The organism is Shewanella sp. M-Br (genome assembly GCF_036245925.1).
Classification (GTDB): Bacteria; Pseudomonadota; Gammaproteobacteria; order Enterobacterales; family Shewanellaceae; genus Shewanella; species Shewanella oncorhynchi.
The window spans coordinates 22,446-34,899 of record NZ_BJBV01000011.1 but is presented as its reverse complement, the minus strand read 5'-3'; the positions used below and the strand labels follow the sequence as shown (position 1 = coordinate 34,899).

Sequence of the window (12,454 nt, the reverse complement as noted above, 5' to 3'; positions counted from 1 at the left end):
AACGAGTCCACTTAATGCAATTACAGCAATTCCATACAGTTAGACTAATTTTAGGCGATCAACTCAATGCCCAGCATTCTTGGTTTAACCGTGTTGATGATCAAGTGCTGTATGTGATTGCAGAATTGCACCAAGAAAACACTTATGTGACCCATCATGTGCAAAAGATATGTGCCTTCTTTGCGGCAATGGCGCAATTTGCCAAAGAGCTGCGTGCGCAAGGGCATCAAGTGCTTTATTTGAATCTAGATGACACTCATGATGGCACCCAAGGCTATAGCGATCTACTGACTCTAATTCAACATCAAGTGACACAGGTTGGCGCGATCAAGTTTGAATACCAAAGGCCTGATGAATACCGCCTACTTGAGCAATTAAGTCAGCTTAAACTCAACACAGCCGTGGTGAACTGTGTCGATACTGAGCACTTTATCTTGCCCTTTGACGAAATCGATGCGCAGTTCCCCGTCGGCAAACACATTATGATGGAGCACTTTTATCGCCGCATGCGTAAGCGTTACAACATCTTGATGCATGACGGGAAACCACTCGGCGGGCAATGGAACTTTGATGTCAGCAACCGTCAGAAACTTAAAATTCAAGATATAAAAGTCTTGCCAGCGCCATTGATGTTTAGCTTCGATGTAACTGAAATTCTCGCTCGGCTTGAGCGTCATCAAATTCCGACCATGGGTCGCATTGATGCACCATTGCTGTGGCCGATAAACCGTGCGCAAAGCCTCGAATTATTAGCGTATTTTTGTCAGGTTTGCTTGCCTTCCTTTGGCCGTTTTCAAGATGCCATGACAGCGCAACATCCTGCCAAGTGGAGCTTGTACCATAGTCGGCTATCATTCAGCCTTAACAGTAAATTAATCAGCCCGTTAGAAGTCATCAATGCGGCCATCGACAGTTATCAAACGAATGCTGAGATTGATATCGCTCAAGTCGAAGGATTTGTGCGGCAAATATTAGGTTGGCGAGAATATGTTCGCGGCATTTACTGGGCGAATATGCCGCAGTACGCCAGCACTAATGCGCTCGATGCCCATGGGACGCTGCCCGATTATTTTTGGCATGGCAACACTAAAATGAACTGCATGCGACAAGCCTTATCTCAATCATTAGATTTTGCCTACGCCCATCATATTCAGCGCTTAATGGTGATCGGCAATTTCTGTTTATTAACCGAAATCGAGCCAAATCAAGTCGATGAGTGGTATTTAGGCGTGTATGTTGACGCCATCGAATGGGTTGAAATGCCCAACACCCGCGGCATGGCCTTGTTTGCCGACGGCGGCATTGTCGGCACTAAACCCTACGCCGCCAGCGGCTCTTACATTAATAAAATGAGTGACTACTGCAGCGGGTGTCATTACAAGATAAAAGAGCGCAGCGGCGCACTTGCCTGCCCGTTCAATAGCTTTTATTGGCGCTTTATGGACAAACACCGCGCGCGATTGTCACAAAATCCTAGGATCGGCATGCTATACCAGACTTGGGACAAAATGGACGAGTCCGTAAGGAGTGCCATATTAGCCACAGCGGAACACAACCTCGTTCACCTAAACCGTTTGTAGCTGAGTAATGCTAAGCGTGACTCATTGATATAAAGAGTTTGATATAAAGAGTTTGATATAAAGAATTTGATATAGATATTTGGATAGGGAGAGTTTGCTATGAAAGTACTTATCGTCGGCGGGAGTGGGGGTATTGGCAAAGCCATAGTTAAGCAAATTCAAGAGTCATATCCCGACGCCACTGTGCACGCCACCTACTGGCATCATCTTCCCCAAGACAGGCAGGAGAAAATCCAATGGCATGCCTTAGATGTGACCAATGAAGCTGAGATTAGACAGCTAAGTAAACAACTCACTGAATTAGATTGGATTATTAACTGTGTCGGCATCTTACACACCCAAGATAAAGGACCAGAAAAAAGCCTACAGTCACTGGATATCGACTTTCTTCAGCACAATTTAACGCTCAATACCCTGCCCAGCATCATGTTGGCGAAGCACTTTGCTAAGGCATTAACACAAAGCCACTCGGCAAGATTTGCGGTGATATCGGCGAGAGTCGGCAGTATTACCGATAATAAATTAGGGGGCTGGTACAGCTATCGCGCCTCAAAAGCCGCGCTGAATATGTTTCTCAAAACACTGTCGATTGAGTGGCAACGCACCATGAAACACGGCGTAGTGTTGTCTCTGCATCCGGGCACGACAGACACGCCATTATCTCAGCCATTTCAACAGAGTGTCCCCAAAGGCAAACTGTTTACACCTGAGTATGTCGCCAACTGCTTACTGCCCATCATTGCCAATGCTACACCCGCACAAACAGGGCGTTTTTTTGCCTACGATGGCACAGAGTTACCTTGGTGAAATAAGCTGAATAGCAAGTCAAGCAGCGGCAACTCCGATGGAGTCTTTCTAAGTGAATAAATCAAAGCAGAGGGTCTCAACACCTTGATAGGATGATGACCCCAACGCACAACCCATCCTTAATCAAACCTTTTCAAGAACACTGAAAAAATAAACAATTGAAATAAATCATTAAATTACTGCAAAACACTCAAGTGCATCACCCTTCCGCTTGGCTAAATCGCTATTACCCAAAAGTCCTAATTCAGATTTAAAAGCGTCTAAATGAACGTTGAAGATAGTTCCTTTGTACGATTGTTAACACTTTTACATTTAAATAACATCTAAGGTCATGCGGTCATTCACGCTTTGCGCAGAATAAAACCCTGAGAATTTCCGCCTGAGCAACAGCTCATTCTATGCGGCCATGGCAGAGGGATGCCGACGACCCTGTAGAAATCACAATAAAAAAACGCTCGCCCGAGCCAGTTAAGCTGTATGGCATTCCAACGTTATTTACAAAACGGAAAAAGGATTTCAAGCATGATGCTAAACAAAAAACTGTCGCTACTCTTCATTGCTGTGTCGGCCACTTTAGGCACATCCGCATTTGCTGCCGATGTTGTCGATGTCGGCACTCTTAGAAGCGCGTCTTCAAGCAATAACTTAGTGTCTCAGTTCAACTTAGACGCAGGTAGCCAACTCAAAGTCGAGAAAAAACTCAACCTAGGTCAAGGCAAGCAAAAACAACGTTTACAACAATATTTCCATGGCGTACCTGTTTATGGTTTCTCTGTTGCGACGTCACAATCGAGCATGGGCTTTTACAGCGACATGTCTGGCCGCGTATTAAAAAATATTGAAAAGTCGGCTGATTTTGTCAAACCCACTCTAACGGCTAACAAAGCGTTAGATATTGCGATCCGTGGCAAGTCTGACAAAGCCGTTGCAGGCCTAAAAGCTGAAAATAAACAAGCAAAATTATGGCTTTACCTCGATGATGCCGCTAAAACTCGCCTCGTTTATGTGACTTCATTTGTAGTATATGGCGATGAGCCAAGCCGCCCATTCACTATGGTTGACGCGCACTCAGGTGAAGTGATTAAGCGTTGGGAAGGGATTAACCATGCTGCAACCGGCACAGGTCCAGGCGGTAACATTAAGACTGGCCAATACGAATACGGTACTGATTTTTCTAGCTTAGACGTTGAAGTGAGCGGTGACACTTGCACCATGAACTCACCTAACGTGAAAACCGTTAACCTAAACGGTGCCACATCAGGCGCCACACCCTTCTCTTATACTTGTCCGCGCAATACAGTCAAAGAGATCAACGGTGCTTACTCGCCATTAAACGATGCGCACTACTTCGGCAACGTGATCTACAACATGTATAGCGAGTGGTACAACACTGCACCGTTAACCTTTCAGTTAACGATGCGAGTTCACTACAGCAACAACTACGAAAACGCTTTCTGGGACGGCAGTGCTATGACCTTCGGTGATGGCGCAACAACCTTCCACCCATTAGTGAGCTTAGATGTCTCGGCACACGAAGTGAGTCACGGTTTCACTGAACAAAACTCAGGGCTGGTTTACGCAGATCAATCTGGCGGCATGAACGAAGCCTTCTCAGATATGGCGGGTGAAGCCGCTGAATTTTACATGCACGGCACAAACGACTGGTTAGTCGGCGCCGATATCTTTAAAGGCAGTGGTGCACTGCGCTACATGGCAGATCCAACCTTAGACGGTATCTCAATCGGTCATATCGACGATTACTATGATGGCATCGACGTGCACCACAGTTCAGGTGTATTCAATAAAGCTTTCTACACTTTAGCTAACTTACCAGGTTGGGATACGCGCAAAGCATTCCAAACATTCGTAGTCGCTAACCAATTATATTGGACGGCGGACAGCTTATTCTGGCAAGGCGCTTGTGGTGTTAAATCGGCCGCAACTGACTTAGGCTTAAGTGCTGACGATGTGGTTACTGCGTTTGCCGCTGTGGGTATCACCCCTTGTGAAACGCCACCACCACCGCCACCACCAGAAGCTACTGAACTCGCCAACGGTGTTGCTGTGACAGGTTTAGCGGGTGCATCAGGTAGCAAAAAATACTACAAACTCGATGTCGCTAGCGGTGCAACTAACCTGAGCTTCAATATGTCAGGCGGCACAGGTGATGCGGACATGTATGTTAAATTTGGTCAAGCGCCGACGTCTAGCAGCTATGACTGTCGTCCATACAAGTCAGGTAATGCCGAAAGCTGTGCTATTGATCCTGCTCAAACGGGAACTTATTGGGTGATGGTCAGCGGCTATAGCAGTTACACAGGTGTAAGCCTAGTGGGTGCTTATGATGGCGATGACACTCCAAACCAAGCTCCAACCGCAGGCTTTACTGCAAGCTTTGCTAACGGTAACGGCAGCTTCACAAGCACCAGTACTGACAGCGATGGCGACCTGACATCATGGAACTGGGATTTTGGTGATGGTACAAATGCCGCAGGTGCGAGTGTCAATCATCAGTATGCCCAGTCAGGCAGCTACACAGTCACACTGACTGTAACTGACAACGATGGCGCAACAGCAAGCACTTCGGCAGAATTTGCGGTTGAAGTGCCAGAAGTGGCGTTAGAAATGGCAGTAAAAAATGCGAACAAATCTCGTCGCGGTAGCATACGTGTTGCACTCGAATGGGAAGGTCACAACGCTGATGAGTATACTATCTTCCGTAACGGTGTTGCGGTGGGTACTTCAAGCAGCTCATCGTTTATTGACCGTTTCACCGACCTAGCTGGCGCAAGCTTCACCTATAAAGTATGTGAAACTAACGGCCCTTGCTCAAACGAAGAAACCGTTAATTTTTAATCGCATAACCTAATCGTGCAGTGGCGCTAGCGTAAAATCCTAGCGCTAATTCATCGATTCACTTCTCGTTTTCTTGTTAATGCCACTCAGCCCTTTTGAGTGGCATTTTTTATGGTCAAACGGCTCAGCCTCAGTACCTCATAAGGTTTGCCTTAAGCTGTTGCCTGTTGCTCCTTGCCCCTTGCCCCTTGCCCACACGTGGATGAATCGTTACTTCAAATGTCCACTTTCACCCACTGGTTTCTTCAGCAATTTACGTTGTAACGTCCGACGATGCATTCCCAATTGGCGAGCCGTGGCGGACACATTGCCTTGGTTAGCATTGAGCACTTGCTGAATATGCTCCCACTCCAAACGCTTAGGATTAAGTGGCGAATCGTCGACTTCATCTTCTTGAAGAGTATGGGAATGCCCATCCATTTCCAGTGCGGCGAGCAAGGTTTGGGTATCCACAGGTTTAGCTAAATAATTATCGGCGCCGAGACGAATCGCTTCCACCGCAGTGGCGATACTGGCGTAGCCGGTGAGTAACACCATAGTCACCTTGGGCAGCAGATGACGCAGCGGCACAATTAACCCTAGGCCATTGGCTTCGGCAAGCTTCATATCTAAAAGAATATGGCTAGGACGAAACTCCCGCGCCACCAGCAGCGCATCACTGGCATCATGGGTTAATCGGCATTCAAAGCCATGGCGTGTTAATCGGCGGCCTAAAATACTCGCAAGGGAAAGGTCATCCTCTACAATCAACAAACGTTTCATGAACTTACCTCGTCACTAGCCTTAGTCTTGTGTGATACAGACGGCGCCGGCGCCCTTAATATAGTGAAACGAATTTGTGCCACAGTGCCACCTTGGGGATGATTAGCCAAAATCAACTCTGCACCCAAACGCTCTAAACTGGCATGACTGAGTAGCAAAGCAACCCCTAAACCCTTGGGACTTTCTATGAGTAAGGTGCCCAACTGTGGCAATAAATCGGGCGCGATACCAGTGCCATAATCGCGGATCTGCAAGTAGATCTGCTCTTCGTTTGGCGCTATATCTAAACTGATATCCACCTGCGGCGCACCTAGGGTTTCGGCGCTGGCGCGGGCAGCATTTTCAATCAAGGCCATGAGGGCTGGCGTTAAACTCATATCAGTCAGAATACTTTGCTCTGCCAGTTGTTCAGGCATACAAGTGATCAACCAATTCAGTTCAGTTTGCGGCATTAACAGCAAGGTTTTTTGCTTTAAACTGTCCACCAGCTCAATGATCTTTAGTGGGCGCTGGCGGCGATCGCGGATCGACTCCGTCGCTAATCTCAGCTCGGCAAGCGTATGTTCACAGCGACCTAATGCAGTTTCCATCTCGACAATCGTTATCGAGGTATCGCTCATGTCTTCTTTTACTTCATCAAGTAATAACCTCAGACTCGAGAGCGGCGTGGCCAGTTGATGTGCCATCTGCGCCGATACTGTACCTAGGGCTAAGAGTTGCTCCTGACGCAATTGCCCTTCGCGCATATAGGCTAACTGCGCATCTTGGCGGCGCATACGCTTAGTGATTAACGCCACGCTGGTTGTCATCACCAATGCTGAAATCACAAAGTTGAACCACATGCCTAAATAGTGGGAACTCATGTCCATACCGTGATGCTGCATGGGGGATTCGGGCACAGTAAAGATCATCAGGCTGTAGGCAAAGGTTGAAATTGCCGTCAGTGCCCAAGGCGCCCAGATTGGCAAAGTCACAGCCGCAAGTGCAATCGGCAACAGTAATAACGAGATAAACGCATTGGTCGCGCCGCCGGAAAAGTGCAACCAAGATATCCAAAATAATGTGTCTAAGCTGAGCGCAATAAAGAGGCCGCGCTCCTTAGCAAATAAGGGTTTACGTAGCGCCAATGTGAGCGAAAGGTATAACACCTCCAGCACTAACACATGCACTAACGGCTCCATTTGCAGGCTAAGACCAAAAGTATCGGCGGCAAACGTGGTTAAGCCTATTTGCAGCAACAAACCTAAGGTTCGCAGTAATGCGACTTGGTCGGCAGCCTGTAGACTGGTCCCTAAGATCTTAGCCATGGCGATTCCTACAGAGTGAGTCCGAGCGTGGCAAGTGCACCACTCGATTGTGCTAATGCTTGGCGCACGCCAGTGGCAAAATTGATTTCAGAACTAATCCCGAGCGCAGCTAAACGTGCACAACTCAAGCTACAGTCTCTTGGCCGCTTGGCATTATCCGTCGGCGTAGACTCAGGCGTTAAGTGCGCGGTACTGAGTTGTAAAATCTCCCCTAAGGTCAACAACATCTGATATTTAGTCATAGTCTCTGCGGCGCTAAAATGATAAATCCCCTGCACGGTAGAATGTTCCATATGCTGTGCAATCATCTTGTCTATGGCTTGGGCAATATCGGCGGTCGAGGTTGGACTGCGTATCGCCCAATGATCAACACCCTGAGCGCGACGCTCAATCAATTGGTTAACCAGCACTAGCACTGCAGATTCACTCAGCTTTTCTACTTGGCCGTAAAGAATTGGCAAGCGTAGCAAGGCAAAATCAGCGCGAGTGTCTAGCACTATCTCTTCGCCCTTTAGCTTAGATTCACCATAAAAATTAACCGGATGAGTGGCTGCATCTTCGGCGTACTTAGGTTGAGTGCCGTCGAACACATAGTCAGTGGAAATATAGATAAGCCAAGCGTTATTGGCCTTAGCTGCCATAGCTAAGGCTTGGCTGGCGGTTAAATTAAGCGCCAATGCCGCCTGCGGATTTTGCTCGGAGACATCGGGACGACGCTCGGCGGCGCAGTGCACTATTACTTGCGGTTGCTCGCGAGCGATAAATGCCTCGACATCCAAAGGGGCGGTAAGATCGAGTTTATGCACTCGTTCACTTGCGCGGCTAAAACCCGTGGCGATAACCTCATGTCCTGTTAATTCAAGCTGTTTTACGACAGCTCTGCCGAGTAGCCCAGTCGCCCCCGTGACCATAATCTTAGCCATATCGCCCCATTCAGTTTCAACGCATATTTATGGCGAACAATTCTAAAAGCTTTTCATATTCAACGCACTTGTTTACTCTTCTAAACCAAACTTACTTAGGGTTAACTCATGCAAGATTAACCCAAATACCCATAGGCAGAATTTGAGTACGACACTTCCTCTGATATTAGCTGGCCCCATGCTGCGCCACTGCGATGCCTCACACTTTACCCTGTGGTTTGTAAGTCGTGAGCCATTAACTGAACTTAAGCTGCGTCTTGGTGAGCAAGAGTACCTATTGCAGGATGCCGATTTACACTATGTGCCACTTGGGCAACATGCCCATCAATATCTAATAATACTGTCGCGCCCAGAGTTGCTCGCGCCCAATATCGTCACACCTTACCAAGTGTCTGCCGCTCAGCATGGTGATATTTTTGCCACGATAAGCCAGCTAAACTACGGCGATGCGTCAACGCCAAGTGTACGTTTTACCCCTGAATTAACCCAAGTATTCCACGGTTCCTGCCGCAATCCGCATCACCACAGTGACGATGCACTGGTCGCCGCCGATACCCATTTAGCCAAGATAATCAACAGGGGTGCGGAGGATGATCGCCCTGCACTTATCATAATGAGTGGTGATCAGGTCTATATTGATGATGTTGCGGGACCTATGTTAAGCGCCATAGGGCAAGTCATCAATTTACTTGGTCTTAAACATGAGCAATTTGAAGGCGCGAGCATCACCACTAGTGAAGACATTCATTATCAGCCCGCATATTTGTATCAACGGCATAAAAACCTGTTGCCTCATACCCAATATCCGGCCAAAACCGCACTGTGGCGTTGGTATCGCAATCACCCCATTTTTACCTCCTCCATCGCCGTAAATCATTTGGTCAGCCTAAATGAAATCATCGCCCTGTATTTACTCACTTGGTCACCTGAACTGTGGGAATTAGTGAATATCTCGAAGGATGTCGACGGCTTATCACCCGCCAATACCGCCCGCTGGCAAAATGAGTGGCAACACTTGCTTGGCTTTAAAGCTGGGTTGGGGCAAGTCAGGCGCTTTATGGCGCACATTCCCGTTTATATGATGTTTGATGACCACGACGTCACCGATGATTGGAACCTGACGGCTAAATGGGAACAAGCGGCCTACGAACACGCATTTTCGAAACGCATCATTGGTAATGCCTTAATCGGCTACACCTTATTCCAAGGACTTGGCAACGCGCCTGATAAATTTACCGCCGATATCCGCCCGCTGCTCGATGCGTTTTTTGCGCGACAAGAAAGCGAAAGTCAGGATCTGCTCATCGACGAATTACTTAAATTTGAGCAGTGGCATTACACCTTAGAGTCCTCGCCCAAACTGGTCGTGCTCGACACGCGTACCCGCCGCTGGCGCAGTGAATCCAATCTCGCAAAACCTTCCGGCTTGATGGATTGGGAGGCGTTAATGGATTTGCAGCAAGAGTTACTCGGCCAGTCGAAGGTCATTATCGTCTCACCTGCGCCCATGTTTGGGGTCAAGTTGATTGAAGCTGTGCAGCGTACAGCCACTCTGATCGGCGGTTCCCTGTTAGTCGACGCCGAAAACTGGATGGCCCACCCGGGCGCCGCCAATGCACTGCTGAGTATTTTTATGCACCGTAAAACCCCAGAGGAGTTTGTGATCCTCTCCGGCGATGTGCATTACTCCTTTAGTTACGACATCAGTATTCGTTTTAGACGCAGTAGCCCTAACATCTACCAAATCACCTGCAGCGGTATTAAAAATCACTTCCCCGAGAAGCTGTTACCGATTTTCGATAAACTCAATGGCTGGTTTTATGGCCACTTTTCACCACTTAACTTGCTGACAAAACGTAAACGTATGTTGCTGCGCGGCAGGCGACCAAATGGTGAGCCGAGTAAACGTCTAGTGAATAAAAGCGGAATAGGTATGTTGGAATTAGCTGATGATGGTGCACCAACAAAAATTGCGGTTTTACATGGCGATATGAGCGAAACCCTGTTCGAACCACCCAAACAGGAATAACAGATTAAACGGGTTTATTATGTTTAACCGTTTCAGGCTGAGTGGCACCAGAGCCAGAATCCATCAAAGGCGTATTTTTGGATAACGCCTCATCGGTTTTGGCAGGTTTTGGCTGAGCCTGATTGAAAATCAGTGCTTCTGGCTGCGACTTATTCGATGGTTTTTCATGCGCCATTTGATCCCAAATGATCTTAGGGCTTTGATCCCGCTCGGCATCGGCTTCTGCTGTCGATGTGCCAGACGAACTTGGTTTCTTCGGTTCAATCACCGCACTCGCCTTACGGATCTCGGCGGCAATGTCATTCAGATAAGGCTGCTTAGTCCAGTCACCAAAATACATGGCCCCCACTAATACTGCAGCGCAAAGCAAGATAGAGAAGATCGCAGATTTGGTCATAATGGACTTCCTTTAAACAATCGTAATATGGCTCCCTATGGCAGAGACTCAGATACTGCAGATTGTATTCATACCATCACAGAGCCAAGCACACAATTGCACCCGATTATTTCCTTTAAACAGACTGGAAATAATGCTTTCCGCTGACTAAAACTCAAAACCTTGACATTGCATGTCGTGGTGCATCCCGCTCACTGGGTCAATAAAACGTAACCGCTGTGCCATCAATTTTAGGGGTGCCTCAAATTTATCCGGTCCTTTGGGTAATAAGCTTGGATAAAATCGGTCGTTTAACAATGGCATACCTAAGCTTTGCATATGCACCCGCAACTGGTGGGTTTTGCCGGTAATCGGGCCCAGGTGGAACAAACCAAGATCGCCTTTTATGGCCACCAAACTGATTTCGGAATGGGTATTCGCCTCGCCTTCAACGATTTTCATGGTAAAACTCGGGTCGCTCGGCTGCATGCGGTTTGTTACCGTCCAGTGCAATGGCAAAGTTAAGCAGCCCTGTTGATATTGTTCAATAATCTCAGGAGTCAACTTGGCAATCGCTTGATAGTCTTTACGAATAGCATCGTCGATAAAGAGTTGATGATAGAGTGCGCGGGTTTCAGGCGCGACCGTCATCAGGATCACTCCAGCGGTTTCACGATCAAGCCTATGAGCGGGCGCGATAGTATCAATGCCAGTACGCAATCTTAGTCTATGCACCAAACATTCGTTCACATAGTTGCCACTTGGCGTCACAGGCAAAAAGTGCGGCTTGTAGGCCAAAATGACATTGTCATCTTGGAATAGGATCTGTTCTTCGAAGGGAATTTTCGCTTCAACCAGCACTTCACGGTAGTAATACACCCGCGCCGCTGGACGATATTCAGTGTCCAAGGCGATCAAACTGCCATCCCGCCAATGCACTTTCCCATCGAGGATCCGCTGACGCCATACATCTTCACCTATACGGGCAAAATGTTGTGCAAGAAAGGCAAACACTGTGGGTTTATCTGTGACATTCACAGGAAGCACTATGTAAGAAGGTTGGGCGGCGCGGGCAGATGCAGTCATATCACAAAAAAAGCGGCTATAGAAAGCCGCTATTCTAGCCTTTTTGTGGTTTTTCAGTCCACATGGGACTTGATGAGTTGCAGCACGAAGTCCAAGGTTTTATGGCAATCTGGCTGATTCACTAACACTAATTTATCTTTGTTATACATAGGCAAAACCTCGAGCCAGCGTTGGCTCACCCAAGCGGCGTCTTCCAAATGCACTTGAGAATAGAGCTCAAACAGATCGGGATTCACTTCATAAAATTGCTCTAATGCGGCGCTTATCAACTCAAATTCACCTTTAATCGGCTCTTCTTGCCAGTTACGGCAAGGTAAAGTACGCGCCATCCACAGCTTATCTTTGGCCTGCGCCGCCGAGAGGATGCTGACGCGTTGACGCCCTTCGAGCACTATGCTGAGTGAATCATCTTCTAGCTGATTAAAATCGATAATGTCACATTGGGTGGCAGTGGGATAACAGGGCGGACTACCACTGGGTCTAATGGTGGCAAAGGCGAGCACATACTTTCCCTTGAATACATCGGCCACCATGCGCAGATGACCGGGGTCAACCACACGAACCTCCACCCGTCCCTGTGGCAGTAACAAGGCATCGCGCATGAGTAACGCCATTTCTCGTGTTTGCATAGCAACCTCCTGCCCCAAATAGAAGGAAACGAACTCAATGCATTCGTATTTCCTATTATTGTAGAGTGTAGCAGGTGAAAGAATTTCCTTCCTGAAGCC

At 47.7% G+C, this 12,454-nt stretch carries 10 protein-coding genes; 4 read left to right on the top strand and 6 right to left on the bottom strand.

What is annotated here, in order from left to right; translation table 11 throughout:
* Window positions 1–14 precede the first annotated feature (14 nt).
* The 3 genes from AAA952_RS10965 to AAA952_RS10955 all read left to right on the top strand — a co-directional run bounded on the left by AAA952_RS10965 (window position 15) and on the right by AAA952_RS10955 (window position 5,243).
* Entirely contained in the window at window positions 15–1,580 is a 1,566-nt protein-coding gene (locus AAA952_RS10965; protein ID WP_338256979.1) for a cryptochrome/photolyase family protein, read from the top strand.
* Window positions 1,581–1,679: 99 nt separating this feature from the next.
* The gene (locus AAA952_RS10960) at window positions 1,680–2,387 is read left to right on the top strand and encodes an SDR family oxidoreductase (RefSeq protein ID WP_338256977.1); all 708 of its coding nucleotides are present in this window, start codon (window positions 1,680–1,682) and stop codon (window positions 2,385–2,387) included.
* Window positions 2,388–2,909: 522 nt separating this feature from the next.
* The gene (locus AAA952_RS10955; protein ID WP_338256975.1) at window positions 2,910–5,243 is read left to right on the top strand and encodes a M4 family metallopeptidase; all 2,334 of its coding nucleotides are present in this window, start codon (window positions 2,910–2,912) and stop codon (window positions 5,241–5,243) included.
* 210 nt (window positions 5,244–5,453) lie between these two features.
* On the opposite strand, the gene AAA952_RS10950 is transcribed toward AAA952_RS10955, so the two are convergent.
* From AAA952_RS10950 to AAA952_RS10940, 3 genes are read right to left on the bottom strand one after another with little or no spacing between them, the layout of a single operon-like run.
* The gene (locus AAA952_RS10950; RefSeq protein ID WP_105251231.1) at window positions 5,454–6,005 is read right to left on the bottom strand and encodes a response regulator transcription factor; all 552 of its coding nucleotides are present in this window, start codon (window positions 6,003–6,005) and stop codon (window positions 5,454–5,456) included.
* The gene (locus AAA952_RS10945; RefSeq protein ID WP_338256972.1) at window positions 6,002–7,312 is read right to left on the bottom strand and encodes a sensor histidine kinase; all 1,311 of its coding nucleotides are present in this window, start codon (window positions 7,310–7,312) and stop codon (window positions 6,002–6,004) included. The genes AAA952_RS10950 and AAA952_RS10945 overlap by 4 nt, the downstream gene beginning before the upstream one ends.
* A gap of 8 nt (window positions 7,313–7,320) precedes the next feature.
* Window positions 7,321–8,235, bottom strand: coding sequence for a dTDP-4-dehydrorhamnose reductase family protein (locus tag AAA952_RS10940; protein WP_338256970.1), 915 nt, complete (start codon window positions 8,233–8,235; stop codon window positions 7,321–7,323).
* Between the two features lie 178 nt (window positions 8,236–8,413).
* Here AAA952_RS10940 and AAA952_RS10935 point away from each other — a divergent pair, with 178 nt between their 5' ends.
* Complete coding sequence (locus tag AAA952_RS10935) at window positions 8,414–10,264, top strand: alkaline phosphatase family protein (RefSeq protein WP_338257132.1); 1,851 nt, start codon at window positions 8,414–8,416, stop codon at window positions 10,262–10,264.
* Window positions 10,265–10,268: 4 nt separating this feature from the next.
* Here AAA952_RS10935 and AAA952_RS10930 read toward each other — a convergent pair whose 3' ends face one another.
* The 3 genes from AAA952_RS10930 to AAA952_RS10920 form a co-directional block, all read right to left on the bottom strand.
* Window positions 10,269–10,661 carry a hypothetical protein gene (locus AAA952_RS10930; protein WP_212600493.1) on the bottom strand — a complete coding sequence of 131 codons (393 nt, stop codon included), beginning with the start codon at window positions 10,659–10,661 and terminating at the stop codon, window positions 10,269–10,271.
* A gap of 147 nt (window positions 10,662–10,808) precedes the next feature.
* Window positions 10,809–11,726: a pseudouridine synthase gene (locus AAA952_RS10925; RefSeq protein WP_338256968.1), complete on the bottom strand. Its 918-nt coding sequence runs from the start codon at window positions 11,724–11,726 to the stop codon at window positions 10,809–10,811.
* A 53-nt stretch (window positions 11,727–11,779) separates the two neighbouring features.
* A complete protein-coding gene (locus AAA952_RS10920; protein WP_105251225.1) occupies window positions 11,780–12,355 on the bottom strand; it encodes an LON peptidase substrate-binding domain-containing protein in 576 nt (191 codons plus the stop codon).
* Window positions 12,356–12,454 lie beyond the last annotated feature (99 nt).

Coding starts and splice junctions, on each gene's coding strand:
- AAA952_RS10945 (WP_338256972.1), bottom strand. CDS start 7,312: ATGGCTAAGATCTTAGGGACCAGTCTACAGGCTGCCGACCAAGTCGCA.
- AAA952_RS10955 (WP_338256975.1), top strand. CDS start 2,910: ATGATGCTAAACAAAAAACTGTCGCTACTCTTCATTGCTGTGTCGGCC.
- AAA952_RS10930 (WP_212600493.1), bottom strand. CDS start 10,661: ATGACCAAATCTGCGATCTTCTCTATCTTGCTTTGCGCTGCAGTATTA.
- AAA952_RS10965 (WP_338256979.1), top strand. CDS start 15: ATGCAATTACAGCAATTCCATACAGTTAGACTAATTTTAGGCGATCAA.
- AAA952_RS10940 (WP_338256970.1), bottom strand. CDS start 8,235: ATGGCTAAGATTATGGTCACGGGGGCGACTGGGCTACTCGGCAGAGCT.
- AAA952_RS10925 (WP_338256968.1), bottom strand. CDS start 11,726: ATGACTGCATCTGCCCGCGCCGCCCAACCTTCTTACATAGTGCTTCCT.
- AAA952_RS10935 (WP_338257132.1), top strand. CDS start 8,414: ATGCTGCGCCACTGCGATGCCTCACACTTTACCCTGTGGTTTGTAAGT.
- AAA952_RS10950 (WP_105251231.1), bottom strand. CDS start 6,005: ATGAAACGTTTGTTGATTGTAGAGGATGACCTTTCCCTTGCGAGTATT.
- AAA952_RS10960 (WP_338256977.1), top strand. CDS start 1,680: ATGAAAGTACTTATCGTCGGCGGGAGTGGGGGTATTGGCAAAGCCATA.
- AAA952_RS10920 (WP_105251225.1), bottom strand. CDS start 12,355: ATGCAAACACGAGAAATGGCGTTACTCATGCGCGATGCCTTGTTACTG.